The 26,787-nt window shown below is 66.2% G+C and carries 21 protein-coding genes; 10 read left to right on the top strand and 11 right to left on the bottom strand.

Going from position 1 to position 26,787, the window contains the following annotated elements:
- Window positions 1–49: 49 nt before the first annotated feature.
- The 4 genes from NMQ16_RS01040 to nirB all read right to left on the bottom strand — a co-directional run bounded on the left by NMQ16_RS01040 (window position 50) and on the right by nirB (window position 6,074).
- Window positions 50–1,729, bottom strand: coding sequence for a bifunctional protein-serine/threonine kinase/phosphatase (locus NMQ16_RS01040; RefSeq protein ID WP_257078604.1), 1,680 nt, complete (start codon window positions 1,727–1,729; stop codon window positions 50–52).
- Window positions 1,730–1,745: 16 nt separating this feature from the next.
- Entirely contained in the window at window positions 1,746–2,960 is a 1,215-nt protein-coding gene (locus NMQ16_RS01035; protein ID WP_257078603.1) for a NarK/NasA family nitrate transporter, read from the bottom strand.
- A gap of 241 nt (window positions 2,961–3,201) precedes the next feature.
- Entirely contained in the window at window positions 3,202–3,513 is a 312-nt protein-coding gene (nirD, locus tag NMQ16_RS01030; protein WP_257078602.1) for a nitrite reductase small subunit NirD, read from the bottom strand.
- Window positions 3,514–3,605: 92 nt separating this feature from the next.
- Window positions 3,606–6,074, bottom strand: coding sequence for a nitrite reductase large subunit NirB (nirB, locus tag NMQ16_RS01025; protein WP_257078601.1), 2,469 nt, complete (start codon window positions 6,072–6,074; stop codon window positions 3,606–3,608).
- A 919-nt stretch (window positions 6,075–6,993) separates the two neighbouring features.
- Between nirB and NMQ16_RS01020 the strand changes: the two genes are divergently transcribed.
- The gene (locus tag NMQ16_RS01020) at window positions 6,994–8,481 is read left to right on the top strand and encodes a methyl-accepting chemotaxis protein (protein WP_257078600.1); all 1,488 of its coding nucleotides are present in this window, start codon (window positions 6,994–6,996) and stop codon (window positions 8,479–8,481) included.
- A gap of 55 nt (window positions 8,482–8,536) precedes the next feature.
- Here the strand turns inward: NMQ16_RS01020 and ybiB are convergent, their stop codons facing one another.
- Window positions 8,537–9,451 (bottom strand): DNA-binding protein YbiB, encoded by a 915-nt coding sequence (gene ybiB, locus NMQ16_RS01015; protein WP_257078599.1) that lies wholly within the window; start codon window positions 9,449–9,451, stop codon window positions 8,537–8,539.
- 32 nt (window positions 9,452–9,483) lie between these two features.
- On the opposite strand from ybiB, the gene NMQ16_RS01010 reads away from it, so the two are divergent.
- The 3 genes from NMQ16_RS01010 to NMQ16_RS01000 are packed head-to-tail and all read left to right on the top strand — an operon-like array spanning window position 9,484 to window position 13,363.
- Window positions 9,484–10,437 carry an NAD(P)-dependent oxidoreductase gene (locus NMQ16_RS01010; protein WP_373566740.1) on the top strand — a complete coding sequence of 318 codons (954 nt, stop codon included), beginning with the start codon at window positions 9,484–9,486 and terminating at the stop codon, window positions 10,435–10,437.
- Window positions 10,434–11,303, top strand: coding sequence for an NAD(P)-dependent oxidoreductase (locus NMQ16_RS01005; protein WP_257078597.1), 870 nt, complete (start codon window positions 10,434–10,436; stop codon window positions 11,301–11,303). The genes NMQ16_RS01010 and NMQ16_RS01005 overlap by 4 nt, the downstream gene beginning before the upstream one ends.
- Before the next feature lie 14 nt (window positions 11,304–11,317).
- Complete coding sequence (locus tag NMQ16_RS01000; protein ID WP_257078595.1) at window positions 11,318–13,363, top strand: HAMP domain-containing sensor histidine kinase; 2,046 nt, start codon at window positions 11,318–11,320, stop codon at window positions 13,361–13,363.
- A 45-nt stretch (window positions 13,364–13,408) separates the two neighbouring features.
- Here NMQ16_RS01000 and NMQ16_RS00995 read toward each other — a convergent pair whose 3' ends face one another.
- Window positions 13,409–14,614, bottom strand: a complete 1,206-nt coding sequence (locus NMQ16_RS00995; RefSeq protein WP_257078594.1) for a phospholipase A — start codon at window positions 14,612–14,614, stop codon at window positions 13,409–13,411.
- 106 nt (window positions 14,615–14,720) lie between these two features.
- On the bottom strand, window positions 14,721–15,923 hold the full coding sequence (locus NMQ16_RS00990) for an ammonium transporter (protein ID WP_257078592.1): 1,203 nt from the start codon (window positions 15,921–15,923) through the stop codon (window positions 14,721–14,723).
- A gap of 281 nt (window positions 15,924–16,204) precedes the next feature.
- On the opposite strand from NMQ16_RS00990, the gene gdhA reads away from it, so the two are divergent.
- Window positions 16,205–17,548 (top strand): NADP-specific glutamate dehydrogenase, encoded by a 1,344-nt coding sequence (gene gdhA / locus NMQ16_RS00985; protein WP_257078591.1) that lies wholly within the window; start codon window positions 16,205–16,207, stop codon window positions 17,546–17,548.
- Between the two features lie 31 nt (window positions 17,549–17,579).
- Here gdhA and NMQ16_RS00980 read toward each other — a convergent pair whose 3' ends face one another.
- From NMQ16_RS00980 to NMQ16_RS00965, 4 genes are all read right to left on the bottom strand, one after another.
- Window positions 17,580–18,347 carry a DNA-binding domain-containing protein gene (locus NMQ16_RS00980; protein ID WP_257078590.1) on the bottom strand — a complete coding sequence of 256 codons (768 nt, stop codon included), beginning with the start codon at window positions 18,345–18,347 and terminating at the stop codon, window positions 17,580–17,582.
- Complete coding sequence (locus NMQ16_RS00975) at window positions 18,344–19,201, bottom strand: DUF692 domain-containing protein (protein WP_257078589.1); 858 nt, start codon at window positions 19,199–19,201, stop codon at window positions 18,344–18,346. Before NMQ16_RS00975 ends, NMQ16_RS00980 begins: the two co-directional genes overlap by 4 nt.
- A 124-nt stretch (window positions 19,202–19,325) precedes the next feature.
- On the bottom strand, window positions 19,326–19,616 hold the full coding sequence (locus tag NMQ16_RS00970; RefSeq protein ID WP_257078588.1) for a hypothetical protein: 291 nt from the start codon (window positions 19,614–19,616) through the stop codon (window positions 19,326–19,328).
- A gap of 166 nt (window positions 19,617–19,782) precedes the next feature.
- Window positions 19,783–21,024, bottom strand: a complete 1,242-nt coding sequence (locus tag NMQ16_RS00965; RefSeq protein ID WP_257078587.1) for a site-specific integrase — start codon at window positions 21,022–21,024, stop codon at window positions 19,783–19,785.
- Between the two features lie 221 nt (window positions 21,025–21,245).
- On the opposite strand from NMQ16_RS00965, the gene NMQ16_RS00960 reads away from it, so the two are divergent.
- From NMQ16_RS00960 to NMQ16_RS00940, 5 genes are read left to right on the top strand one after another with little or no spacing between them, the layout of a single operon-like run.
- Window positions 21,246–24,062: a monovalent cation/H+ antiporter subunit A gene (locus NMQ16_RS00960; RefSeq protein WP_257078586.1), complete on the top strand. Its 2,817-nt coding sequence runs from the start codon at window positions 21,246–21,248 to the stop codon at window positions 24,060–24,062.
- Window positions 24,059–24,400, top strand: coding sequence for a Na+/H+ antiporter subunit C (locus NMQ16_RS00955; protein ID WP_257078585.1), 342 nt, complete (start codon window positions 24,059–24,061; stop codon window positions 24,398–24,400). Before NMQ16_RS00960 ends, NMQ16_RS00955 begins: the two co-directional genes overlap by 4 nt.
- Window positions 24,397–26,013 (top strand): monovalent cation/H+ antiporter subunit D, encoded by a 1,617-nt coding sequence (locus tag NMQ16_RS00950; RefSeq protein WP_257078584.1) that lies wholly within the window; start codon window positions 24,397–24,399, stop codon window positions 26,011–26,013. The genes NMQ16_RS00955 and NMQ16_RS00950 overlap by 4 nt, the downstream gene beginning before the upstream one ends.
- Window positions 26,013–26,519, top strand: a complete 507-nt coding sequence (locus NMQ16_RS00945; protein ID WP_257078583.1) for a Na+/H+ antiporter subunit E — start codon at window positions 26,013–26,015, stop codon at window positions 26,517–26,519. Before NMQ16_RS00950 ends, NMQ16_RS00945 begins: the two co-directional genes overlap by 1 nt.
- On the top strand, window positions 26,516–26,785 hold the full coding sequence (locus tag NMQ16_RS00940) for a K+/H+ antiporter subunit F (protein ID WP_257078582.1): 270 nt from the start codon (window positions 26,516–26,518) through the stop codon (window positions 26,783–26,785). Before NMQ16_RS00945 ends, NMQ16_RS00940 begins: the two co-directional genes overlap by 4 nt.
- Window positions 26,786–26,787 lie beyond the last annotated feature (2 nt).

The raw sequence follows: 26,787 nt of genomic DNA, 5'->3' as shown, positions 1-26,787 counted from the left end.
GCGCAATGAACGGTGCATGCATGCCACTGGTGCGCCCGGTGCGCGGCATTCATGCGAGCAGCGCCCACAGCAGCAGCAGATTCAAGAGTGTTGAGCCGGTGAGCAGAAGGCGCAGCAGGCGCGTCGATGCGCGTTCGATCAGCGGCGTGCGCCGAGGCAGCGCAAGCGGACGGTGTGCGCCGCGCTCCAGCGCCAGCAGGAATTCCTCGGCGGTTTCAAAGCGCGCATCGGGTGTGCGCGCAACAGCCTTGAGCAGCGCCGCTTCCAGCCATTCCGGCGTGTCCGGGCGAAACCGCGTGGGCGGCAGCGGATCGCCGAAGCGCGGTCGCTGGAAGGGTTCGACCTCGCCGTACGGATAACGCCGGGTCAGCAACTCGTACAGCGTCACGCCAAGCGCGAACAGATCGCTCGACTCGCTGGCGACCGAGCCGGCGAACAGTTCCGGCGCCATGTAGCTCGGCGTACCCGGGTTGTTGATCTCTCCGAACGCCTCGCCATCGGACGCCGCGACACCGAGGTCGAGTACGCGCAATGCGCCCTGGGCGTCCAGATGCAGGTTGTCCGGCTTGATGTCGCGATGCACGATGCCGAGCCGGTGCAGGGTGCCGAGCGCGCGCAGGACGGTGCAGCCCAGCCGGACAATCTGCTCGACGCCGAAGTGGTGGCCCGCATCAAGCCGGACACGCAGCGTCGCGCCCTCGTGCCAGCTCATCAGGTAGTACAGGCTGCTTCGCCCGGCATGGTTCGACACCTGCGGAAACAGTGGCGACACGACCCGGCGCGCCAGCCATTCCTCGTGCACCAGCGCGGCGATGGCATCCGGATCGGCCGCGTCCGCACGCAGGGTCTTGAGCACCCTGACTTCAGCGCTGGCGATGTCGCGCACGCGATAAAGCAGCGTGACACGCGATTCGTGCAGCACCGCTTCGATCTTCAGTCCGTCGACGACATCGCCCGGATGCAGCCGCGGCGGCAGGTCCAGTTGCGCAGCCTGCGCAAGGCGGTCGCGCAGTGCCGCCCGGGCCAGCGCGTCGACGCGCACCACCAGCGCGGTGCAGTTGTCGTTGGCGCCACGCGCTTCGGCCTGCAGTACCAGCGCCGAGGCCAGCGACTCCGGTTCGCCATCGCGCGCCAGCACGCCGGCGATACCTTCATCGTGCAGCGTGTTCCAGACACCGTCGCTCAGCAGCACGAAGCAGTCGCCCACTTCGAGTTCGCCCTCGGCGTGGTCGACCGCAAGGCGGGCGTCCAGCCCCACCGCGCGATGCAGGACGTTCGACAGTTCGGGGTGCGCCCAGGTGTGGTCTTCGGTCAGGCGTGTCAGCGCCGCGGCGCGGTACAGATAGATGCGCGAATCGCCGATGTGGGCCAGATGCCAGCGCGTGCCGCGCAGCACCAGCGCCGACAGCGTGGTCGCCATGCCGGCGGCTTCGCGCGTGCGCGCGGCGTGCGCGATCAGCCAGCGATTGAGTGCACCGAGCACGCGGTCGATCGACTGCGCGATGCTCCAGGTGTCGGGGGTGGCGTAATAGTCGTTGAGCAGACCGCGGACCGTGAATTCGGCCGCCTCGCGCCCCTTGGCATGCCCGCCGACGCCGTCGGCCACGGCGAGCAGCACGCCCCGGGCGTCCAGCGTTTCGCCCGCGGGCGTCACAGCGCCCGCGAAATCCTCGTTGCGCGGTCGCGGCCCGGCGATCGAGCACTGGCCGATGGACACTTTCAATGTCATGACCGGGAGCCCTGCGTCAGATGCGCGCAGAGGTGAGGTGTGCCGCCCCCCAGGTGGTACGCCAGCGCGTCTTCACCCGCGTCAGCCCGATCAGCGCAAGCACGGCAAGCAGCCCGAAGATGATAAAGCCGGTCTGGTAGCTGCCGGTCGCTTCGCGGGAATAGCCGAGCGACGACGCGAGATAGAAGCCGCCGATGCCGCCGGCCATGCCGACCAGGCCGGTCATGACGCCGATCTCGCGTCGGAAGCGCTGGGGCACCAGCTGGAACACCGCGCCATTGCCCATGCCCAGCGCCAGCATGGCGCCGACGAACACGACCACCGCCATCCAGGCCTGCGGCAGTCCGAAGCTCGCACCGAACAGGAACGCTGCGGCGACGACATACATGACGGTCAGCGTACGGATGCCGCCGATGCGGTCGGCGAGGTTGCCGCCGATCGGCCGCACCAGCGAGCCGGCGAACACGCAGGCGGCGGTGAAGTAACCGGCCATCTGCGCGTCCAGCCCGTACTGGGTGTTGAAGTAAATGGTGAGCGACGAAGCCAGCCCGACGAAGCCGCCGAAGGTGACGCTGTAGAAGAACATGAACCACCAGGCGTCGCGGTCTTGCAGCACCTTCAGGTACTCGGCCATCGTCTTGGGTGGCGGGCATTCCGGCGCATCCTTCGCCACCATGAGATAGAGGATGAAGACCGCGACCAGCGGGATCAACGCCAGACCGAACACATTCACCCAGCCGAAAGCCGCTGCCAGCCCCGGTGCAAACAGCGCAGCCAGTGCGGTGCCGGAGTTGCCGGCGCCGGCGATGCCCAGTGCCGTGCCCTGGTGTTCCGGCGGATACCAGCGCGACGCCAGCGGCAGTGCCACCGCGAAGGCTGCGCCGGCGAAGCCGAGGAAGCAGCCGAGCAGCAGCGCCTGTTCATAGCTGTGGATGCCGAACTGCCAGGCGACGAACATCGCTGCGATGACGATGACCTGGCCGATGGCGCCGGCCTTCTTCGGCTGCAGGTGGTCGACCAATACGCCCATCAGCATGCGCAGCAGCGCGCCGGCCAGCACCGGAACCGCCACCATGAAGCCCTTCTGCGCGTGCGTCAGATGAAGGTCCTGGGCGATCTGCACGCCGAGCGGGCCGAGCAGCACCCACACCATGAAGGCGAGATCGAAATAGAGAAAGGCGGCAAACAGCGTGGGCGTGTGGCCGGCCTTGAGAAATGCTTTCCTGTCCATCGGTGGATGACCTCCCCGTTATCGATCCGGCCTGTGCGCATCGTTGCGGACAGCCGTTCTTCGGGCTTGCTGTGAATCAAATGGGTGAGCCGTCGAGCATCCCCAGGCGGCGTTTCGGTAATGATTTGTAGGTTGGGGTGAGCGCAGCGATGCCCAACAAGCGTTCGAGTTGCATCGCAGCGAGTGCCGTGGGCATGTTGGGCATCGCTGCGCTTACCCCAACCTAAGGGCGTAAGGGTTGTCAGGTCTTCAGCAGCACCTGTCCCTGTTCGACCTTTACTTCGAAGCTGCGCGTGCAGCCGACGTCCGGTGCGATGGCGTCGCCTGAATCGAGCTGGATCTTCCAGCTGTGCAGCGGGCAGGTGACCGTATTGCCGTGGACGATGCCCTGCGACAGCGGGCCGCCCTTGTGCGGGCACTTGTCGTGCACCGCGAAAACTTCGTTGTCATTGCGGAAGATGGCGATGTCGCCGGTGTCGCTGCGCACGACGCGCGAGCCCAGATGTGGAATGTCTTCGAGCGCGCAGACCAGCGCCCAGTCGGAAGTCGTCATTTCGTGAGTCTCAGGTTCAAGGTTCAAGGTGCAAGGTTCAGGGGCGGTGCGGTCTTCCTTGCACCTTGTACCTTGAACCTTGCATCTGCTTTTCAGGCCTTCATGGCCTGGCGGATGGCGATGGTGCGGAACTCGCGGCCCAGTTCGGACTTCGCGTCGGCCTGCGCGCGTTCCAGCCAGGGGTCCTTGTAGTCCTGCAGCGCGAACAGCAGGCGTTCGTAAAGCGCCCGGCGGTTCTCGGCGTCGTCGACCACCTTGCCCTTCACGTAGTCGAGGCCGACCCGGTCGATGTAGTGCACCGTGCGTTCGAGGTACCAGCCTTCTTCGCGATAGAGCTGCAGGAAGGCGCCGGAGTACTCCATCACCTCGTCGTCGCTGGTCACCTTGCAGAAGAACTGCGCGACCTCGGTCTTGATGCCGCCATTGCCGGCGACATAGATTTCATAGCCGGATTCCACACCGATGACACCGACGTCCTTGATGCCGGCTTCGGCGCAATTGCGCGGGCAGCCGGACACGGCGAGCTTCACCTTATGCGGGCTGTACATGCCGAACAGCATCTTTTCCAGCTTGACGCCCAGACCCATCGACAGCTGGGTGCCGAAGCGGCAGTGCTCGGCGCCGACGCAGGTCTTCACGGTGCGCAGGCTCTTGCCGTAGGCGTGACCGGACACCATGCCGGCCTGCGCGAGGTCGGCCCACATGGCGGGCAGGTCGTCCTTCTTCACGCCCAGCAGGTCGATGCGCTGGCCGCCGGTCACTTTCACCGTCGGCACCTGATACTTCTCGGCCGCATCGGCGATGGCGCGCAACTCGTTCGGCGTGGTCAGGCCGCCCCACATGCGCGGCACCACCGAATAGGTACCGTCCTTCTGGATGTTGGCGTGCGCCCGTTCGTTGATGTAGCGGCTCTGCGGATCGTCCTTCGCCTCGTGCGGCCAGCTCGACTGCACGTAGTAATTGAGTGCCGGACGGCAGGACGCACAGCCGTTCGGCGTCTTCCACTGCAGTTCGCGCATCACGGTCGGGATGTCGATGTAATGGCGGTCGCGGATCGCCGCGCGCACGTCGCCGTGGTTCATGTCGGTGCAGCCGCACATCGCCTTCGAAGTGGAGCTGGCAGGCGTGTAGGCGCCGCCGATGCACGAGGCGAGGATCTGTTCGACCAGGCCGGTGCACGAACCGCAGGAACTGGACGCCTTGGTGTGCTTGCGCACGTCGTCCAGCGAAAACAGGCCCTTTTCCTTGATCGCCTTGACGATGGTGCCCTTGCACACGCCATTGCAGCCGCAAACTTCGGCCGTGTCCGGCATCGAGGCGGCCTGCGTCTGACCCTTGTGGCCGACGTCGCCCAGATGGTTCTGGCCGAACATCAGGTGGTCGCGCACCGCGTGGATGTCCTGACCGTCCTTGATCAGCTGGAAGTACCAGGCGCCATCCGCCGTGTCGCCATACAGGCAGGCGCCGACCAGACGTTCGCCTTCCAGCACGAGCCTTTTGTACACGCCGCCCGAAGGGTCGTGCAGCACGATGTCATCGCAGCCCGGTCCGCCGGTGAAGTTGCCGGCGGAAAACACGTCGATACCGGTCACCTTCAGCTTGGTCGAGGTGACCGAACCCTTGTAGGTGCCGATGCCGTAATGCGCGAGGTGATTGGCGCACACCTTGGCCTGTTCGAACAGCGGCGCGACCAGGCCGTAGGCGATGCCGCGGTGGCTGACGCATTCGCCGACCGCGTAGATCTTCGGGTCGTAGGTCTGCATCGTGTCGTTGGCGACGATGCCGCGGTTGCAGTGGATGCCGGCCGATTCGGCCAGCGTGGTGTTCGGACGGATGCCGGCGGCCATCACGACCAGATCGGCCGGTATCGTCTCGCCACTCTTGAAGCGTACGGCCGACACGCGGCCATCCGGTCCGGCGATCAGCGACTCGGTCTGCTTCTCGAGCAGGAAGGCCAGCCCCTTCTTTTCCAGCGAGGCCTGCAGCATGTCGGCCGACGGCCGGTCGAGTTGGCGTTCCATGATCCATGCGCCCAGATGCACCACGGTGACGTGCATGCCGCGCAGCGCAAGGCCGTTCGCCGCCTCCAGGCCGAGCAGGCCGGCACCGATCACGACCGCGTGGCGGTGGTTCGCAGCCGCCTCGATCATCGCGTCCGTGTCGGCGATGTCGCGATAGGCGATCACGCCCGGCAGGTCCTTGCCCGATACCGGCAGGATGAAGGGATTTGAACCGGTTGCCAGCAGCAGGCGGTCGTATTCGGCTTCGGTGCCGTCTTCGGCAACCACCTTGCGCGCGATGCGGTCGATCTTCACCACCTTCTTGCCCGCGTGCAGCGTGATGCCGTTGTCGCGGTACCAGTCCCAGTCGTTCAGGATGATGTCCTGCACCGTCATTTCGCCAGCCAATACCGGCGACAGCAGGATGCGGTTGTAGTTGGGATGCGGCTCGGCGCCGAACACGGTGATGTCGTACATCCCCGGCGCGATCTTGATCAGCTCTTCCAGCGTGCGACAGCCCGCCATCCCGTTGCCCACCATCACAAGACGTTTCTTTTCCATGGTCTGCTTCCTGCGAGTGCTGACCGCGAATCGCGCGGCCGACGATCCGGCAGCGGCGTCGCCCGGCGGTCGGGTCGAGAACCCCGCACGCGAGCGGATGCACACATCGGCGTCAGCGCCGATGGCTGTCAGTTTCTAACGATCGTGACCGGCACGTGCCGGTCGAATGGGTATATGCCGGTTCCAGTCCGCCGCTGGACGAGGAAGCCGCTTGCTGCCGGGCCGCATCGGACGCCTGAGCCCGATGCGACGTTGATGCTGTCGAGACGCAATGCTCGACGCGATGTGGGGGCGGTCGGAAACCGCTCTGAGTGGTTGGCCCGGTTCAGCGGTCGCGAATCGGGCGAGGCAGGACGCGTCGTTGCGTCGTGGTTGCCTGGCCTTTTATTCCTCCGGTCGGGTGCGCGATGCGCCACCGTGTCGGCAGGAATGATCGGGACATGAACAGAACGTCGGTCACGTTCCACCACGCGTGGATGCAACGAGACCGAAGGACGTTAAGCAAATCCTTTGCCATCGTGATCGCGGCTTGCCGGCATGCCGCGCCGGTCCGGCGGAAACGCCCGGCCATCAAGGCTTTCCGGTGGCCGTCACCCGGCGCGACGTGCTTTGGCGCTCACCCGCGATACGCATTGATTGCGCACCGCAGTGGCGGCTGTCGCGCAACGATGCACTCTTGTGGTGCGATGCCCTTGCCTTTCAAGAAATGAGCCCCCTTTGCCGTTAAGGACTTCATGACTTACCCATCGATGTCATGTCCCGCCCGGCCGCACAGCCGTTCCGCAGATCGACTGGCCTGGCTTCTGCTGACCGGCTGGCTGATGGCCAGCGGCTTTGCATTGGCCGCACACATGCTGGACAAGCCTGCGGAACTCTGTTCGAGCCCGCGCACCCCGACTGTCACCAACAAGGTTTCGCCATGAACGAACACGTTCTCCAATCGGCCCATTCGGCTGCCGATCGCGTGATGCTGATCAGCGCATCACTGCTGTCAATCGTTTGCATTACGGTCGGTGTGGCGTACGGCGACCTGCTTGTTTCGCTGATGGTCGGCTTGCCGGCGGCGGTCGTGCCGCTGCTGATCCATCGCCTGGCACCGGGGGCATTGGTGACCCGACTGGCCTGTGCCAGCGCCTTCATGGTGCTGGCTGCGCTGTTGATCCAGCTGACCGGCGGCCTGATCGAAGCGCACTTCGCCATTTTCGTCATGCTCGCCTTCCTGCTCTACTACCGCGACTGGCGTCCGATCGTGATGGCCGCCGGCGTGATTGCCGTGCATCACCTGGCGTTCAATTTCATGCAGGCAGCCGATGTCGGCGTGTTCGTGTTCGCCGGTGGCGCGAATCTGTCGATGGTGTTCGTGCATGCAGCGTTCGTCGTGGCCGAGGCCGGGCTGCTGTGCTACATGGCGATCGGCCTGAAGCGCGATGCCCTGCAGGCCGCCTTGATCGGTGACATCGCGGAACGCATCGGTGCCGGCGATCTGGTGTCCGATGTGCCGCAGCACCCGGGCATGCCGCTGCTGGGCAGGATGGAATCGATGCGGCTTAAGCTGGCGCAGACGGTCAGTCTGATCGTCACCGAGTCGGTCAGCGCGCGTACCGTGGCGGATACGCTGCGCGTCAATTCGGAACGCATCACGCGCTCGACCGGAGAACAATGCGAAGCGAGCGAGCGCATGGCTGCCGCGGTTCATCAGATGACCACGTCGATCCAGCACATTTCCGGCGAAGCGGATGAAGCCAGTGCGCGGGTGCAGCGCAGCGGCCAATCGGCCGACAACGGGGTGGCCGTCATGCAGGGGCTGGCCGGCGACATCCGGCAGACCGGCGAGGCGATCCACGAGGTGGAAAGCAGCATGGAGCTGATCGGCTCGCAGTTCGACAGCGTCAAGTCCATCGTCGCGCTGATCAAGGAAATCGCCGACCAGACCAACCTTCTTGCGTTGAACGCCGCCATCGAAGCTGCCCGGGCAGGCGAGCAGGGACGCGGCTTTGCGGTGGTTGCGGACGAGGTGCGCAAGCTGGCCGAACGCACCCGCCTGGCGACCGAAGACATCGCCCGCACGGTCGACGCGATGCAGACCAGCAAGGACCGCGCGCTCGAAAGTGTGGCCAACACGGTGGCGACAGCGCAGCGCGGGGTCGATCAGGTGGCATCGGTCAGCGATTCCATCGCCGCCGTGTCCGCCGAGATCGGCGCCATGATGAACATCATCGTCGGCATGTCGGATTCGATGCGCGAGCAGACGCTGGCGGCAACCGGCATTGCGCAGGGGATCGAACAGGTCACCGGGCTGGCGCACGACACCGCGGTGATCGCCGAGGAAGATCGCACCACCGCCGCACGGCTCGGCGACACGGCCGAATCGCTGGTCGGCGCGAGCCGGCAGTTCAAGCTGAACTAGGGCCCATCAATGCCATATCGGGGTCTGCATTGAAAACGCGGACCCCGCCTTTGCGTCAACACCCCGCAAGTTCCCGGCAGGCGTCGAACTGCGCCTGCAGCGGCGCCGGCAGCGGCAGCCGCCCGGCCAGCAGCTCGCCGATCAGCGCCGCATTGGCGGCTGCATCGATACCGGCTTCCGGCTGGGTCAGCGCCGAGGCGCCGTCCTCTGCCTCGCACAACAGCCTTTCAGTGCCGTCGAAGAAGCCGATCATCGACGGCCGGCGCGCCGGATTGGCATAGGCCTCGCCCTCGGTACCGCGCAGCAGCATCGAATGGCCGCCATCCAGACGCAGGAATTGCGTCATCTTGTCCAGATACTCCGGATGGGTTACCGGCACGACGCGTACGCTGCGCCCGGGCAGCGGATCGATCATCTTCGTGATCGAATGCGCCGAGTTGCGCACGCCCAACTGCGGCCGCAACGACAGCAGCGCATCCAGCCCCGGACTGAGTTTCGCGACCTGGATGCAGGCAATGCGCCGGTTCGCGAGCAGTTCGCCGGCGTGTGCGGCGCTGTCGGCAAGCGGCAGATCGAGCGCGGCCAGCAGCGCGAACGGATCGGCCCGGCTGTCGAAGTCGAAGTGGCCGTGGATCAGAACCGGCACCCCTTCGCGCGCCAGCATCATGGCGAGCAGCGGCATCAGGTTGGGGCGGCGGCGCGCGCCGTTGTAGGTCGGCAGCACCACGGTGCGCGGGCCGGGCGGTGCCTCGACGCGGGTCAGGCGCGCGTCGAGTGCCGCCTTGAAACCCAGCAGTTCATCCAGTGATTCGCTCTTGATGCGCATCGCCAGCACAATGGCGCCAAGTTGCAGCGGCGGTACGCGACCGTCGAGCATGTCGCCGAACAGGGCCTGTGCATCGTCGCGCGACAGCGCGCGCGCGCCCTTGGCACCGCGGCCGATTTCCTTGATCTGCTTCGTGTAGTCCATGGGCCGGATTATGCCAGCGCGGGCGGCGCGGCCTGCTGCGTTATAGTCGGAAGTCCATGCAGCGCCGGTACAGGCGCGCACAACGCATCGAGGAGAACAGCATGAAGATTGGTTTCATCGGACTGGGACTGATGGGGCGGCCGATGGCCGGGCACCTTGCCGCGGGCGGCCACAGCCTGCACCTGTGGGCACGTCGGCCGGAGTCGCTGGCGCCGTTCCGCGACAGCGGTGCCACGCTGCACACGTCGATCGCCGATGTGGCGCGCGAGGCCGACGTCGTGTTTTCCATGGTCGCCGACGCACCTGACGTCGAAGCGGTCGCGCTCGGCCCGCAGGGTGTTGCCGAGGGCGCAGCCGGACGCGCCGATCTGATCTTCGTCGACATGAGCACCATCGCGCCCGACGCCGCGCGTTCGATCGCCGCGCGGCTGGCGGCCAAGGGCGTGGCGATGATCGATGCGCCGGTGTCGGGTGGCGAAGTGGGTGCCATCAACGCGGCGCTCACCATCATGGCCGGCGGACCGCAGCCCGCCTTCGACCGCGTGCTGCCGCTGTTCCAGCTGATGGGCAAGAACGTGACCCTTGTCGGCGACAGCGGTGCCGGACAGGTGGCCAAGGCCTGCAACCAGATCCTCACCGGCGTCGGCGTGCTGGCGCTGGCCGAAGCCTTTGCCTTCGCCGAGAAGAGCGGCGTCGACGCGGCACGCGTGCGCGAAGCGCTGCTCGGCGGCTTCGCCTACAGCCGCATCCTGGAGAACCACGGCCAGCGCATGCTGGACCGCAATTTCAAGCCGGGCTTCAAGTCCTGGATGCACCAGAAGGATCTGCGCATCGTGATGAACGAGGCGCACCAGATGGGTTTGGCGCTGCCCGCCGCCGCCGCCGCGGCGCAGATGCTCAATGCCATGGTCGGCCAGGGGCTGGGCGAGGAAGATTCGATCGCCGTGCTCAAGGTGCTGGAGGGTCTGGGCGGCATCGAAGGATGAAGGCCGGCTTCATCGGCCTCGGCGTGATGGGGCGCGCAATGGCCGCCAATCTGCTGCGCGCCGGCCATGACGTAGCCGTGTGGGCGCGGCGCGCCGAGTCGATGGCGCCGCTCGTCGCACTCGGTGCCCGTGCGGCCGCGTCGCCCGCGGACTGCGCGCGCGGCGCCGATGCCGTGCTGTGCGTGGTGACGGCGGGACCGGACGTGCGTCAGGTCGCGCTCGGCGCCGACGGCGTGATCGAAGGCGCGTCGCCCGGCTGCGTCTTCATCGACCACAGCACGATTCCTCCCTCCACTGCGCGCGACATCGCCGATGCGCTTGCCCGACGCGGCATCGACATGCTCGATGCGCCGGTGTCCGGCGGCGAACGGGGCGCAATCGACGCCAGCCTGTCCATCATGGCGGGCGGCGATGCGGCAGTGTTCGAGCGCATGCGGCCGCTGCTGTCGTCGGTCGGCCGTACGCTGGTGCATGTCGGGTCGAACGGTGCCGGCCAGGTCGCCAAGGCGTGCAACCAGCTTCTGCTGTGCGCCTTCATCGAGGCGGCGGCCGAGGCGGCGCGGCTGGCCCGCGCCAATGGCGTCGATTTCGGCACCGTGCGCGAGGCGGTGATGCACGGCTCGGCCGCCTCCAGGGCACTCGACCTGTTTGGTGGAAAGATGGCTGCGCGCGATTTCTCGGCCGGCGTTCAGGCTCGCCTGCACCACAAGGACATGGGCATCGTGCTCGGCGAGGCGGCCTCGCTCGGCCTCGCGATGCCCCTGTCAGCCGCGGTATGGCAGCAGCTCAATGCGCTGATGGGGCAGGGCGGCGCGACGCGCGATACCTCGGCGCTGCTGACCGTGCTCGAAGCATCGCCGACCTGACGGCGCCTCGCGCGATGCGATTGCTTTCATCTCTGCGAGGGGGTTCGGTCCGCGCGCGCCTGCTGCTGCTGGTGCTCGCGCCACCCTTGCTGATGCTGCCGCTGCTGATCGGTCTGGTCGTGTACTGGGGCAATTCGGCGTACGACCGGTTGCTCGTGTACAAGGTCAATGCCGAGCTGACCATCGCCCGTCAGTACCTGGACCGGGTGCTCGAAGCGCAGAAGCTTGCGGTGGCCGGACTGGCCGGATCGGGCCGCCTGCGCAGCGCCATGGGCGACGATGCGACGCTCGGCGCCATGCTGGCGCAGCAGGCCACGTCGCGTCGCTTCGACTACCTGCATCTGCTCGACGAAACCGGCCGCGTCATTGCCAGTTCCACCGATGAAGCCGGTCCGCATCTTCGGTACCCCGGCGACACGCCGCGCAGCCACTGGCCGGTGGTCGCTGCGGCGCTGGCCGGTGAGGCGCAGGTGGCCCTGTCCATCTTCGGTGCGCCCGAACTCGAACAGATCGGCCCACCGCTGCGCGAGCGGGCCCGCCTGGCCATCGTACCCACCGAGAACGCACGCCCTGATCCGCGCACCGAAGAAGAGCGCGGCATGATGATCCACGTCGCCAGTCCGGTGGTCGACGCCCAGGGGCGGCAGATCGCGGTGCTCGAGGGTGGCCAGCTGCTGAACCGCAACCTAGACTTCGTCGATACGATCAACGATCTGGTCTACAACGACGGCGCGCTGCCGCTCGGGTCGCGCGGCACCGCCACGCTGTTTCTCGACGACGTGCGTATCGCCACCAATGTGCGCATGTTCGGCGGTGACCGCGCGCTCGGTACGCGCGTGTCGGCGGCGGTGCGCCACCGCGTGCTCGACAACGGCGAGCGCTGGCTGGACCGCGCCTTCGTCGTGAACGACTGGTATGTGTCCGGCTACGAGCCGGTGGTCGACGGCGAGGGACGACGCGTCGGCATGCTGTACGTCGGATTTCTCGAAGCACCGTTCCGCGACGTGAAGCAGAACATCCTCGCGGCATTGATCGCGCTGTTCGCGCTCATCATGGCCACCGGAGTCGTGCTGTCGCTGCGCGGCGCGCGCAGCATCTTCCGGCCGATCGAGCGCATGGATGCCACGATCAGCGCGGTCGAACAGGGCGACGCTGCGGCGCGCACCGGCGCGGTGTCGGGCGGTGAGGAAGTGGCCCGACTGGCGGCCCACCTCGACACACTGCTCGACACCGTGGCGGCGCGCGAGGCGGAACTGAAGCAGCTCAACGCTGAACTTGACCACAAGGTGGTCGAGCGCACGGCGGAGCTGCGCGAAACCCAGCGCCAGCTGGTCCGTTCGGAAAAACTGGCGGCGATCGGTCAGCTGACGGCCGGCGTCGCGCACGAGATCAACAATCCGATCGCCGTCATGCAGGGCAATCTGGACCTGATGCGCGATCTGCTGGGCGATGCTGCAAGCGGCGTCGCGACCGAAATCCGCCTGCTCGACGAACAGATCAACCGCATCCGGCTGATCGTCACGAAACTGCTGCAGTACGCGCGGCCAGGTGAATTCGCCGGCTACATCGACGAGGTGGACGTGTCGGCTCTGCTGCGCGACACGCTGCCGCTGGTGCTGCATCAGGTGCCGGCACCGGCGGTCGACATCGTGTTCGATCTGCAGGCAGGGACGCGCGTGCGCATCAACCGCGACGAGCTGCAGCAGGTGCTGGTCAACCTGATGGTCAACGCGCTGCACGCCATGCCCGGTGGCGGCACGCTGACCCTTGCCAGCCGCGACCGGGACGAACCCGCCGAAGAGGGGCCTGGTGCCGACATCCTGGTCCGCGACACCGGCCATGGCATTGCGGCGGAGAACCTGGGTCGCGTGTTCGATCCGTTCTTCACGACCAAGCGCGCCGAAGGCACCGGTCTCGGTCTGTCCGTGTCACTCGGTCTGGTCGAGCGCTACGGCGGCAGCATCACGGTGAGCAGCACGCCGGGCGAAGGCAGCTGTTTCACCGTGCATCTGCTGGCCGAGCCGGTGTTCCGCGGCAGCGATGGCGTGCCGCACGCCTGACGTGCGCCGCAGAGATCGGCCGCGCCCGCCCGCCGCAGGACACGCTTACCGAACGATCGAAAAGCCGACCCGGAACTGGGCTGGGCCGCTGCGGTTGTAGTCGACCAGGCTTTCGCCATAGCCATTGAAGTACTGGAAGTGCAGGAAGCCGCCGGCGCCCGCATCCGCGATCAGCAGGCGCTTGAGCCGGTATGACAGGTCGACCTGCATTGAACCCTGGCTGCCCGGATAGCTTTCTGCCTTGAGCAGCCAGCCGTCGTCGTTGCCCACCTCGACGCCGAGCAGCGCATAGCCGCGATAGCGCGAAATGTCGCGATTGGTCGGGTCGCGGTCGGTGTAGTCGAAGACCTTCAGCGAGGCGCCGACATGGGTGTTGTGGTCAAGATCCCAGCGCCATGACGGCTTGACGAACAAGGTGTCGATCGAGCGGGATTCGTCGGCGTCGCGACCGTTGGACTGATGTTCGTAACCGGCCTGTGCGGTGAAGGTGTGGCGCGAGCCGATCTGCCTGTACGGGCCGAATTCGTAGAAGAAGCTCGGCTTGTAGACCGTGTCGCGGAATGGCTTGGAATCGCTGCTCCAGTCCCAGATCGACGTTTGCGTATAGCCGAAATGCAGGCCGGTCAGCAGTTCGCCGACCGGAATTTCGGTCGCCCAGCCGTCCGGGTCGAACAGCCGGAACTTGAATGACAGCTGAAAGCGCGCCGTCGTGTCACCGCGCGAACCGGCCACGAAATAGACCGGCTCGTGTGTGGACAGACCCAGCCGGTTGCGGCCGAGGTTCACGACGCCGACCGGCTCGCCGGTGGCGGCATCTCCGTTCGCGGCCCTCACTGCGTCCGGCGTCGTGACGGCCACGGCGCCGGCTGCCAGTGGCGCCGGCTTCAATTGCACCAGCAGCACGCTGGACGCCGCGCTGGTCAGTTCGATGCGGCCGGTACCTTCGAGATCGGTCGGAAACACGGCTGCGTACTCGCGCCGGCCGGCCTCCGCCGGGGCACTGGCGCGCAGCGCGACGTCGGCCGCCCGTACGCCGACGATGACGCGTGCCTTCAGATCGTCAGGCAGCGTTTCGCCGGCTGTGGAGATCACCGTCAGCGTCAGCGGCAGGCCCGGCTCGATCTGCGTCTGGCGCGTGGCCAGCAGCAGATCGGCCTGGACGGGCAGGGTGGTCAGTGCCGCAAGCAGCCCGGCCAGCAGACCGTTGGTCCGTCGCGCCAGGGAAAAAGGAGGGCGGGAAATGCTGTGCATGGGAAAGCTCCGTGGAAGACCTCACGATTGTGCGCTCTCCCGCCTGCTCATGCTGTCGCCGACCCGGGCCTCCGGCTGTCACCGCCCGCCTACAGGGGCCTTCGCATCACCACAGCGTTTCCCTCTCCGGCGACGCGCTGATGCGGTGAATGGCGAGGTCGGCGCCTTCGTGCTCCTGTTCCGGATCGAGCCGGATACCGACGAGCGTCTTCAGCAGACCGTAGATGATGAAGCCGCCGATCAGCGCGATCAGGACGCCGGCGATGCTCCCCACCAGTTGCGACATGACGCTCACATTACCCAGACCGCCCAGCGCCTGCGTGCCGAAGATGCCTGCTGCGATGCCGCCCCAGGTGCCGCACAGGCCGTGCAGCGGCCACACGCCGAGCACGTCGTCGATCTTCCAGCGATTCTGGGTCAGCGTGAACATCCACACGAACAGGCCGCCGGCGACCGCGCCGGTCACCAGCGCACCGAGCGGATGCATCAGGTCCGATCCGGCACAGACGGCCACCAGTCCGGCCAGCGGTCCGTTGTGCGTGAAGCCGGGGTCATTGCGGCCCGCGATCAGTGCGGCCAGCGTGCCGCCGACCATGGCCATCAGGGAATTGACCGCCACCAGCCCGTTCACGCCTTCGAGCTTCTGGGCGCTCATCACGTTGAAGCCGAACCAGCCCACGGTCAGTATCCAGGCGCCGAGCGCCAGGAAGGGAATGCTCGAGGGCGGATGCGCCGAAATGCCGCCGTCGCGCGAATAGCGCCCCCGCCGGGCGCCGAGCAGCAGCACTGCGGCCAGCGCGATCCAGCCGCCGACCGCGTGCACCACGATGGAACCCGCGAAATCATGGAACGGATGGCCGAATTGCGCCTCCATCCACGACTGGAAACCGAAGTTGCCGTTCCACACCATGCCTTCGAAGAACGGGTAGAGCAGGCCGACGATCATCGCCGTGGCCGCCACCTGGGGCCAGAAGCGCGCGCGCTCGGCGATGCCGCCGGACACGATCGCCGGAATGGCGGCCGCAAAGGTCAGCAGGAAGAAGAACTTCACCAGGTCGTAGCCGCTCGACTGGGTCAGGGCGGTCGCGCTGCCGAAGAAGCTGACGCCGTAGGCGATGCCGTAGCCGACGAAGAAGTAAAGCAGGGTCGATACGCAGAAATCGACCAGAATCTTGACCAGGGCATTGACCTGATTCTTGCGTCTGACCGTCCCGACTTCGAGAAAGGCAAAACCGGCATGCATCGCCAGCACCATGATGGCGCCGAGCAGTACGAACAGCACATCGGTCGATGTCTTGAAACTTTCCATGATTCCTCCACGATTCACCGTGGCGGTGCGAAAAGCAAAGAACGCACCAGAGTAAGGCGTTCATGACTGAAGGATTGCACCGATCATGTGCAGGAAAGCTGTTTTGTGGAGGACACGCCATTGCATGCACTGCTGCAGTGCGAAAAGATCAGCCGGCCGTGGCAAGGTCAACGCAGACGATGCCAGGTGATTTCGCACCAAAGAAGTGCGGAATATCCTGATTTACCTCAGAATGCGCGCCCTTGGTGCATCGGATGTCCGGCCTCTTCCTGGAGAAACGAGTGAAACACAGCAATTTCGGAACTTTCATCGCGCACGTCGACAGCCGCAACCCTGGGCAGCCGGAATATCTGCAGGCGGTGACGGAAGTGATGGAAAGCCTGTGGCCTTACATCGAAACGCATCCGCGTTACGCCGAACACGCGCTGCTCGACCGGCTGGTCGAACCCGAGCGCGTCCTGATGTTCCGCGTGTCCTGGGTGGACGATAAGGGCGATGTGCAGGTGAATCGCGGCTACCGCATCCAGCACAGTTCGGCCATCGGTCCGTACAAGGGCGGCATCCGCTTCCATCCGTCGGTGAATCTGTCGATCCTGAAGTTCCTGGCCTTCGAGCAGACCTTCAAGAACGCGCTGACCACGCTGCCGATGGGCGGCGGCAAGGGCGGTTCGGACTTCGATCCGAAAGGATGCAGCCCGGGTGAGGTGATGCGCTTCTGCCAGGCTTTCGTGTCGGAACTGTTCCGTCACATCGGTTCCGACACCGACGTACCGGCGGGCGACATCGGCGTCGGTGGCCGCGAAGTCGGCTTCATGGCCGGCATGATGAAGAAGCTCAGCAACCGCGCCGACTGCGTATTCACCGGCAAGGGCCTCAGTTTCGGCGGTTCGCTGATCCGGCCGGAGGCGACCGGTTACGGCACGGTGTATTTCGCCGAGGAAATGCTGTGCCATGCAGGCCAGTCGATGGACGGCATGCGCGTCGCGGTGTCCGGATCGGGGAACGTCGCGCAGTACGCAATCGAAAAGGCGATGGCCTTCGGCGCGCGCGTCGTGACGGCGTCGGATTCCGCCGGCACGGTGATCGATGAGGACGGCTTCACGCCGGAGAAGCTGGCCATCCTGATGGACGTGAAGAACCGCGCCTATGGACGCATCAGCGATTACGCGAAGCAGGTCGGCGCGCATTTCGAAGCGGGTGTGCGCCCCTGGCAGGTTCCGGTCGGACTGGCCTTGCCGTGTGCGACGCAGAACGAACTGGACGAGCGCGACGCCCGCACGCTGATCGCCAATGGCGTGAAGTGCGTGGCCGAAGGCGCCAACATGCCGTCGACGCTGGAAGCGGTGCGCGCCTTCGAGTCGGCCGGCGTGCTGTATGCGCCGGGCAAGGCATCGAACGCCGGCGGTGTCTCTACCTCGGGTCTGGAAATGAGCCAGAACGCGATCCGGATGTCGTGGACGCGAGACGAAGTCGATGCCCGGTTGCTGCACATCATGCAGGGCATACACGCCGCCTGCCTGCAGTACGGCAAGCGACCGGATGGCCGCCTGAGTTATGTCGATGGTGCCAACATCGCCGGCTTCGTCAAGGTGGCCGACGCCATGCTGGCGCAGGGCGTGATCTGACGGCCGCCCGCAGGGTATCCCGCGCCGACCGTCAGGGCATGTTCGGGCTGATGACGAGCAATTCGTCGTCGAGCCAGCGCGCCAGCCAGCCGCCGATCAGGGTGCGGGCATCTTCAGCGCCTACGGATTCGCAGGCGGCGGCAAAGGGCGTGCCCGACGCCATCGCCTGCAGCATGGCTGCTTCATCGTCGCCGATCGAACGGAAGTGCGGCTGGAAGCCCTTGCGCCATACCAGCAGATGGCCCGGCCGTTCCAGTACTTCGACCGGTGGCGGGGCATCGCCGCGGTCCATCGCATGCCACAGATCCAGCGTGTTGCGCGTGACGCCCAGCCATTGCGCGGTCGGGTGCAGGCGGAACACCACCTGCGCCCAGTCGTCGTCGTCGAAGCCGGCCAGCGTTGCGCCGGTGACCGGTTCGGCGTCGGTTCCGTCGAAGGCCTGCCGCATCGCCCAGTCGAGCCGGGCCAGTTCCGACACTTCCGGGTCGTCCGGCCACACCGCACCCAGCCAGTCGGCGAAGCTGTCGCCGAAGGGCCGCAGGCTGAAGTGGCGTGGCGGGTGGTCGGCGATCCAGGCCAGCGCCGTGGATTCGAAGCGATCGTCGCCCAGCCACGCCCAGGTCTTGTCGAAGCTGTCCTTCAGCGTGTCGAGCAGGCGGAGCCGGTAAGCATTGAAATAGATGTGCGCGCGGTCGGCCTTACCCAGACCGCCGGCGTCGGCCAGCGCATCCAGAAAGTCGTTCGGCCTGTCGTGCAGGTAATCGATGAACTGCGTCTGCAGGCTGGCGAGCGCGCTCATGCCACTGCCCTTTCGAACGGTGCGCTGTGCTCGGCGCGGATCGCGATGCGGCGGGCGCGGTCGAGTTCGCGCAGCAGTTCGGGCAGTTCCGGAATGTGGTCGTCGCGCTCGATCATGGTCGCCACGTTGCCGAACATGCCGCAGGCGATGTCATAGAGCGCCCACACTTCTTCGCACACCGGATGGTCGTGCGTATCGACCAGATGGTCGTCATGCGTCGAATGACCGGCCAGATGAATCTGCTGGATGCGGTTCGACGGCATGGCGTGCAGGAAGTCGAGCGCGTCGAAGCCGTGATTGACGCTGCTGACATAGATGTTATTGACGTCAAGCAGCAGCAGGCAATCCGCCTCGTCGGCCACCGCGCGGATGAAATCCCACTCGGTCGCATCCGACATGCCGTAGCCCAGATAGCTCGACACATTCTCGAGCACCAGCCGGCGCCCCAGTTCGTGCTGTACCTGACCGATCTTGCTCACCAGCAGGCGGGCGGATGCTTCGGTGTACGGCAGCGGCAGCAGGTCATGCGAGTTGCGGCCGTTGATGCCGGTCCAGCAGATGTGATCGGAAATCCACAGCGGATCGATGCGATCGGCCAGCGCCTTCAGTCGGGTGAGGTAGTGGCGATCAACCGGTTCGTCGGAGCCGATCGACAGCGCCACGCCGTGCATGGCCATCGGGTAATCGGCGCGCAGCCGGTCCAGCATCGCCATCGGCTTGCCGCCGTCGACCATGAAGTTTTCCGAGATGATTTCCAGCCAGTCGAGCGGCGCCCGCTGTTCGAGCAGCGCGGCGTAGTGGGCAGGGCGCAATCCCAGCCCGAATCCGGGTGATTCACGGGTCAAGGTAGTCATGGGGGCAGTCCTGTCCACCGGCGTCATCGCGGAAAATGGAAAACCGTTCGCGACCGGGCGACATGCCTTTGGCGGGCATGTGAACGTTTCGCGAACGGCGGGGTGCAAAGGCTGAGGCGTCGGCTTACTTGGCGACCAGATCGCCGATGGTGCCGCCCTGGGTCAGGCAGTCCTTGGCCGGAACACCCTTGAAGCCGTGGCCCTTGCAGGCATTCTGTCCCTTGCAGCTGTGCTCTGCGGTGGCGCAGTCGCTGTTGCCCTTGCAGGCATGCAGGCCATAGCAATGCACCTTGTCGCTGGCACCGATGGCCATGCCCTTCGAACCTGCCGGGGCATCCGCGGCAAAAACCGAACCGGACAGGGCGAGCGCAGCGGCAGCGGCAGCAATCGAAGCACCGAAATTCATTGTCGACATCATATTCTCCTGGGTAATGGGCGTGTATGTGGGCGTGTGCCCGTGTGGGTCTGTGCGAGAACAACACCCGCCGGCCGATGGCCCGCGCATTGCGCTCTCCCGCCACTAGACCCGGGTGGCATCGCGATGCTTACTTCACCCGGAGAATTTTTTCGCTGCCCATGCATCAGGGCTTCTTCAGCGTCTCCTCATCTGACAGGTTTGCCCAGGGCAACTGCTGTTTCTGCGCCTCGTCATGCCAGCGTTCTTCCTCTTCGTGGATGTAGCGCTGCGTCGTGCGCGCGTCGGTATGACGGGCGTCCTTCTGCACGAAGCGCTCGTTCATGCCGCTGTCGAGCTTGGCCGTGATGCCGGTGTGGCGTCCCCAGTGCGCCGAGGCGGCGCGCAGCTTTTCGCGCTTGTGTTCCGAGACCTCGGGCAGCAGGTCGGCGGCGGCGTTGAACAGCTTCTTCAGGATCTGGTTCAACCGGCGTGCGGTGATCGGGCTGCGGTCCTTGATCGACACCAGCAAGGGCGTGAGGTCGGTGCGTTTCGGCATCGCGCTGAGCCCCAGATGCTTCCGGTAGCGCACCAGCGCATGCACCATGTCGTCGGCCACCGGCACCCTGGCCTGCTTGCCGCCCTTGCCGACGACATGCCACCACCAGCGGCCGCGCTCCTCGCGAAAGCTGTTCATGCGATGCGATTCCAGCTCTCCGGCACGCGGTGCCAGCATGTAGAGCAGGGCAGCGATGAAGCGCGCGCGCTCGTATTCGTCGCGTTCGCCCTCCGTCTCGCGCGGCAGGGCCTCGATGGCGCGGGTGACCGCGTGCCACATTTCGGCGTCGAGAAAGCGCTCGATCTTCTGCATTTCCTCGGTCTGCGCGATGACCTGGGCAGGTCCGGTCGCCGTCATGTTCAGCTTGCGCCGGCGCTGCCGGATCAGGCCCAGCGGATTGCCGGACAGATAGCCGGCGTCGACCAGATAGGCCATCAGCGAGTTGATCGCCGCGATCGACGTGAGCACCGCCGAATCCGACAGCGGACCGACGAAGGGGCGCCACGCGGGCTTCACGCGCGGCACCTTGGGTGCGCACCACAGCTTCGCCGGCTGCGGATCGGCCAGAAAGTGCAGATAGCCCTCGAAGTCCTGCCGGTTCAGGCTGGACAACGGTTTGCCGCATTCGATCAGCGACCACAGCAGCAGCCGCTCGCACTCGCGCTGGTAGATACGGTGCGTGCCGGGCGACTGTTCGTACTCGGTCAGGAAGCAGCGGATGGCGTCGACGTCGTTCGAGGCACTGATCTGCAGCCGCGCCACATCGGCGCGGTTGATGCCGTCGTGACCGTCAAGCGCGGCGGGCACGGTGACTTCGTCCAGCGGACGGATCGGAACCGGCAGTTCGGGCAGTGCGCTTTCGTCACTCATGGCGGAATCGGGCGGACAACGTTGCAGGGCAGGGCAGCCGGATGGTAACCGGCCTGCGGAACCAACCGGCGATTGCACGGGTCAGGTTCGCGTCAGTCAGGGATACGATCATCCCGATTCGACAATGACTCGAGCCTGTCGAGCGCTCCGCCCATCGGAGCACTCGGATCAAACAAGGTTATTCTTCGGCCGGACAGACGTAGCCCGACTTCGCAGCGCCCATGAATCCACTTGCCACGATAGTGCTGCTGCCCCTGCTGGCAGGCACCCTGCTGTGTTTCGGCCTGGGCCGCGACAATTCGCCCGCCCGCCGCACGCTGACCGCCCTGGCGGCCGGCGGCGTCACAGTCGCCGCGCTGGCCTTGTTGCTGTCGCTCGCGCCGCAGATACTTGCCGGCCAGACGCTGATCGCGCACACCGACTGGGTGCCGTCGCTCGGCTTGTCCATCGGGTGGCGGCTCGACGGCCTCGCCCTGCTGTTTGCGCTGCTGATTACCGGCATCGGTCTGCTGATCGTCATCTACGCCCATTTCTATCTGGCGGCATCCGACCCGGCCGGCAAGTTCTACACGCTGCTGATGCTGTTCATGGCAGCCATGCTCGGCGTGGTCATGTCGGACAACATCATGCTGCTGGTGGTGTTCTGGGAGCTCACCAGTGTGTCGTCCTTCCTGCTGGTCGGCTACTGGGGGCACAAGGAAGAAGCGAGGGCCGGTGCGCGCATGGCGCTGGCAGTCACCGGCGGCGGCGGTCTGGTCATGCTGGCGGGTTTCGTGCTGCTCGGCCAGGTTGCCGGCACCTATGAACTGAGCGAATTGCTGACGCGCGGCGACATCATCAAGGCCGACCCGCTGTACCCGCTGCTGCTCGGGTTGATACTGGTCGGCTGCTTCACCAAGAGCGCGCAGGTGCCCTTCCACTTCTGGCTGCCGGAAGCGATGGCGGCCCCGACGCCTGTATCGGCCTACCTGCATTCGGCCACCATGGTGAAGGCCGGCGTGTTCCTGCTCGCGCGGCTCTATCCGGCGCTTGGCGGCACCGACCTGTTCGAGGGCGTGGTGGCCAGTTTCGGGCTTGCAACCGTTGCCTTCGCGGCGTGGGTGGCAATCTTCAAGCACGACATGAAGGCGCTGCTCGCCTACTCGACGGTCAGCCACCTCGGCTTCATCACCTTCCTGATCGGGCTGGGTTCGCCGCTGTCGGCGGTGGCCGCCGTGTTCCACATCCTGAATCACGCCACCTTCAAGGCGGCGCTGTTCATGAGCGCCGGCATCATCGACCATGAAACCGGTACGCGCGACCTGCGTCGTCTCGGCGGGCTGTACCGGCTGATGCCCTGGACGGCCACGTTCGCAATGACCGCTGCTGCGGCGATGGCCGGCATTCCGCTGTTCAACGGTTTCCTGTCGAAGGAAATGTTCTTCCACGAAGCAGCCGAGTCGACGCTACCGTGGGGCGTGGCCGTACCGGTCATCGCCACGCTTGCCGGCATCTTTTCGATGGCCTACTCGGTGCGGCTGGTGCACGCCACCTTCTTCAATGGCGCGCCGAAGGATCTGCCGCCGGACGCGCACCCGCATGACCCGCCGATCGGCATGCTGGCGCCGGTCGCGCTGCTGGCCGTGCTGTGCGTCGTCGTCGGTGTGTTGCCGGCCGTGACCTACGGCCCTCTGGTGCAGGTCGCCGCCAGCGCATTGCTCGGTACTGCGCCGCCCGAGTATCACCTGGCGATCTGGCATGGCTTCAACCTGCCGCTGCTGATGAGCGCCATCGCCGTGGCGGGCGGACTGGCGCTGTATTTCACGCTGCAGAAATCGTTCGGTCTGCCCGGCTACACGCCGCAGCGCTGGTCCGGCAAGGCCAGCTTCACCTGCCTGACGGACAGCCTGTTCGCCTTTTCCGGCCGGCTGACCGACCGCATCGAGAACGGCTCACTCCAGCGCTCGCTCGCGCTGATGGTGCTGCTGGTGCTGGTACTGGCCATGGCGCCTTTCAGCGCCGCAGACAGACTGCCGGAAGCCGGCAGCCGCACGCTGCTCGACGCACCGCCGCTGGCCATCGTCGTGTGGGCACTTCTGCTCGCGGCGGGCGCGGCACTGGTGTGGACGCACCACGCACGCTTTCAGGCGGTCGTGCTGACCGGCGTCGTCGGCATGGTGACCGCGCTCACCTTCGTCGCACTGTCGGCGCCCGATCTGGCGCTGACCCAGTTGTCGGTCGAAGTGGTGTCCACGGTGCTGCTGCTGATGGGACTTGCGCTGCTGCCGCAGACCTCGCCGCGCGAATCGACGTCGCTGCGCTATGGCCGTGACGCCGCGCTGGCGCTGGCAGCCGGGGGCGGCGTGGCGGCGCTGGCCTGGCTGATGCTGACGCGCGACCACGCTTCGATCTCCTGGTTCTTCCTCGACAACACCTTGCCCGGCGGCGGCGGCACCAATGCGGTGAACGTCATCCTGGTCGACTTCCGCGGCTACGACACCTTCGGCGAAATCACCGTGCTTGGCATTGCCGCGCTGGGTGCGCTGGCGCTGCTCGACGGCCTGCGCGTGAAGCGGCCGACCGTCGATACGGCCGGGCGTGCATGGACCTTCGAACAGCAGCCGCTGTTGCTGCGCGTGGCGGCGCGCATCGTGCTGCCGCTGGCGCTGGTCGTGTCGGCCTACATATTCTGGCGCGGGCACAACCTGCCGGGCGGCGGTTTCATCGCCGGGCTGGTCACCGCCGTGGCATTGGTGCTGCAGTTCATGGCGCTCGGTCAGGCGCGTGCCGAATCGGTGCTGCATGGCGCGGCCGGGCGGCGTTTCAGCCGCTGGATCGGCAGCGGCCTCGCGATCGCCGGGCTGACCGGTGTCGCCGCCTTCGTGTTCGGCAAACCTTTCCTGACCAGCGCACACGGACACCCGACGGTTGCAGTGCTGGGCGAACTGCCACTGGCCAGCGCCGCGGTATTCGACCTCGGGGTGTACATCACCGTGGTTGGCGCAACGCTGCTGATGCTGTCGGTGCTCGGCGCCGCCAGCAAGGAGAATCACGGATGAATGTGAGCATGGAATTCCTGGTCGCCAGCGGCATCGGCTGGGTCACCGCCTGCGGCGTGTTCCTGATGCTGCGCGGCCGCAGCTTTCCGGTCGTGCTCGGCCTGACGCTGATCGGCTATGCGGTGAATGTGTTCATCTTCGCGATGGGCCGCCTGTGGACCAGTGCGCCACCCATCATCGGCAACGGCGAGGTGATCGCGGATCCGCTGCCGCAGGCGCTGGTGCTGACCGCCATCGTCATCGGGTTCGCCACCACCGGCTTCGTCATCGAACTGGCGCTGCGCAGCCATCATGAGTCGGGTACCGATCAGGTCGATGGCAAGGAGCCCGGCGCATGAGCCTTGCCAGCCTGATTTCGCCGCATCTGCCGGTGCTCACCGTGCTGCTGCCCGCCTTCACCGCGATGCTGCTGGTGCTGATCGGCGACAGCCGCGAACGCCTGGTGCTGGCGCGGCGCATCGCCCTGGCCTCGGTCACCCTCGGCCTGCTGCTGGCGCTCAAGCTTGCACTCGACGCGCATGGCGGCGAGTTGCGCGTGTATCGCGTGGGCGACTGGCCGGCGCCGTTCGGCATCGTGCTGGTGGTCGACCGGCTGTCGGCCCTGATGCTGGTGCTCACCCAGGCGGTCGCGCTGCCGGTGCTGCTGTACGCGAGCGGCGGCTGGGACAGTCACGGCCGGCACTTCCATGCGCTGATCCAGTTCCAGTTGATGGGTCTGTGCGGCGCCTTCGTCACCGGTGACCTGTTCAACCTGTTCGTGTTTTTCGAAGTGCTGCTGATCGCCTCCTACGTGTTGCTGGTGCATGGCCAGGGCAGGGAGCGCTTCCGTGTCGGCGTGCACTACGTGGCGATCAATCTCGCCGCGTCGGCGCTGTTCCTGATCGGCGTGGCGCTGATCTATGCGGTCACCGGCACGCTGAACATGGCCGATCTGGCGCAGCGCGTGCCGCTGGTCACCGGCGACGAGACGCTGGTACTGAAAGCCGCTGCACTCATCCTGCTGGTCGTGTTCGGCGTCAAGGCAGCCATGTTGCCGCTCTACCTTTGGCTGCCGGCGACCTATGCCGCAGCCAGCGCGCCGGTGGCGGCACTGTTCGCGCTGATGACCAAGGTCGGCGTGTACAGCATCGTGCGCGTGCACGGCGTCATCTTCGGTGCAGACGGTGGCGCCTCGGCGCTGGTGGTCGAACCCTGGTTGCTGCCGCTGGCCCTGGGCACCAGCACGCTGGCTGTATTCGGCGCGCTGGCCGCGCAGACCCTGCCGCGTCTGGTCGCCTATCTCACGATCGCGTCGGTCGGCACGATACTGGCGTCGCTCGGCCTGTTCAGCACGGCGGCCTGGTCCGCCGCGCTGTATTACATGGCGCACAGCACGCTGGTCATCGCCGCACTGTTCCTGCTGGTCGAACTGGTCGCTTCGCAACGCGGCGACGCCGACAGCCGGCTCGAGCCCGGCGCACCGGTGGCGCAACCGGTGCTGCTTGGTCTGATGCTGCTGCTGGCCGCCGCCTCGGCCGCCGGCCTGCCGCCGCTGCCCGGCTTCATCGGCAAGCTGATGGTGCTGCAGGCGTCCAGTGGTCACGATGCGCAGGTGTGGATCTGGATCGTCGTACTGTCGGTCGGTTTCCTGACGCTGGTCGGGCTGGCGCGCGCCGGCAGTCTGCTGTTCTGGAGCACACGCCCTGAACTGGCCGGCACCGGGACCTCGGCGGGTGCGAGCAGCAAGCTTGTGCTCGCTACGATCGCACTGCTGATTGGCGGCGTTGCGATGACCGTGCTGGCCGATCCGCTGAAGCGCTACACCGATGCCGCGGCTGCACAGCTGACCGACCATCGCGCCTACGCGCTCGGCGTGCTGGGCGGCGAGGGCGTCGACACCACGCGGCCCTATGTTTTCCCGCGACCGGCGGCAGGCGTACCGGCCGGGCAGGGCGCGGAAGGAGAGCCGTGATGGCGACCGGAACATCCCACCCGAAGCGCTGGCTGGCGCACCCTTTCATGTCGGCCATCATCGCCGCCAGCTGGCTGCTGCTGCAGCAGTCGTTCGCCGTGCCGCAGCTGATCACCGCCACCGTGCTCGCGCTGCTGCTGCCGCGCGCACTGGCGGGTTTTCTCGGGCCGCAGGTGAAGGTTTCGTCGTGGGCGACCGTCGTGCGCTTCACCGGCATCGTGCTGTGGGACATCGTGGTGTCCAACATCACGGTCGCGAAAATCGTGCTCAATCCGGCGCGCGAACCACAGCCCGCCTGGGTACCGGTGCCACTCGACATCCGGCACCCGAATGGCATCGCCTTGCTGGCGACCGTCATCACGACCACACCGGGTACGGTGTCCTGCGTGATTGACGAGGACCGCCACGAAATCCTGGTGCATGCGCTCGACTGCAGTGACCCGGCCGCGATGGCGCAGGATATCAAGAACCGTTACGAACGACCGCTGCGGGAGATTTTCGAATGATGCCGCTGGCTCTCGACATCGCCGTCGCCGCCGTCGCACTGGCCATGCTGCTGTGCGCATTCCGCCTGTTCCGTGGTCCGGAAGTGACCGACCGCCTGCTGGCGCTCGATACGCTCTACATCAATGTGGTGGCACTGGTCGTGCTGCTGGGCATCCGCCAGCAGACCGAACTGCTGTTCGAGGCGGCGCTGATCGTCGCCATGCTGGGATTCGTGTCGACGGTGGCGCTGGCGCGTTACCTCACACGCGGCGACGTGATCGAGTAAGG

Origin of the sequence: Methyloversatilis sp. XJ19-49, from assembly GCF_024580145.1 — a bacterium.
In the GTDB taxonomy this organism is placed as follows: domain Bacteria; phylum Pseudomonadota; class Gammaproteobacteria; order Burkholderiales; family Rhodocyclaceae; genus Methyloversatilis.
This window is presented reverse-complemented; position numbering and strand designations above follow the sequence as displayed.

Coding starts and splice junctions, on each gene's coding strand:
- NMQ16_RS01040 (WP_257078604.1), bottom strand. CDS start 1,729: ATGACATTGAAAGTGTCCATCGGCCAGTGCTCGATCGCCGGGCCGCGA.
- NMQ16_RS01035 (WP_257078603.1), bottom strand. CDS start 2,960: ATGGACAGGAAAGCATTTCTCAAGGCCGGCCACACGCCCACGCTGTTT.
- nirD (WP_257078602.1), bottom strand. CDS start 3,513: ATGACGACTTCCGACTGGGCGCTGGTCTGCGCGCTCGAAGACATTCCA.
- nirB (WP_257078601.1), bottom strand. CDS start 6,074: ATGGAAAAGAAACGTCTTGTGATGGTGGGCAACGGGATGGCGGGCTGT.
- NMQ16_RS01020 (WP_257078600.1), top strand. CDS start 6,994: ATGAACGAACACGTTCTCCAATCGGCCCATTCGGCTGCCGATCGCGTG.
- ybiB (WP_257078599.1), bottom strand. CDS start 9,451: ATGGACTACACGAAGCAGATCAAGGAAATCGGCCGCGGTGCCAAGGGC.
- NMQ16_RS01005 (WP_257078597.1), top strand. CDS start 10,434: ATGAAGGCCGGCTTCATCGGCCTCGGCGTGATGGGGCGCGCAATGGCC.
- NMQ16_RS01000 (WP_257078595.1), top strand. CDS start 11,318: ATGCGATTGCTTTCATCTCTGCGAGGGGGTTCGGTCCGCGCGCGCCTG.
- NMQ16_RS00995 (WP_257078594.1), bottom strand. CDS start 14,614: ATGCACAGCATTTCCCGCCCTCCTTTTTCCCTGGCGCGACGGACCAAC.
- NMQ16_RS00990 (WP_257078592.1), bottom strand. CDS start 15,923: ATGGAAAGTTTCAAGACATCGACCGATGTGCTGTTCGTACTGCTCGGC.
- NMQ16_RS00980 (WP_257078590.1), bottom strand. CDS start 18,347: ATGAGCGCGCTCGCCAGCCTGCAGACGCAGTTCATCGATTACCTGCAC.
- NMQ16_RS00975 (WP_257078589.1), bottom strand. CDS start 19,201: ATGACTACCTTGACCCGTGAATCACCCGGATTCGGGCTGGGATTGCGC.
- NMQ16_RS00970 (WP_257078588.1), bottom strand. CDS start 19,616: ATGTCGACAATGAATTTCGGTGCTTCGATTGCTGCCGCTGCCGCTGCG.
- NMQ16_RS00965 (WP_257078587.1), bottom strand. CDS start 21,024: ATGAGTGACGAAAGCGCACTGCCCGAACTGCCGGTTCCGATCCGTCCG.
- NMQ16_RS00960 (WP_257078586.1), top strand. CDS start 21,246: ATGAATCCACTTGCCACGATAGTGCTGCTGCCCCTGCTGGCAGGCACC.
- NMQ16_RS00955 (WP_257078585.1), top strand. CDS start 24,059: ATGAATGTGAGCATGGAATTCCTGGTCGCCAGCGGCATCGGCTGGGTC.
- NMQ16_RS00950 (WP_257078584.1), top strand. CDS start 24,397: ATGAGCCTTGCCAGCCTGATTTCGCCGCATCTGCCGGTGCTCACCGTG.
- NMQ16_RS00945 (WP_257078583.1), top strand. CDS start 26,013: ATGGCGACCGGAACATCCCACCCGAAGCGCTGGCTGGCGCACCCTTTC.
- NMQ16_RS00940 (WP_257078582.1), top strand. CDS start 26,516: ATGATGCCGCTGGCTCTCGACATCGCCGTCGCCGCCGTCGCACTGGCC.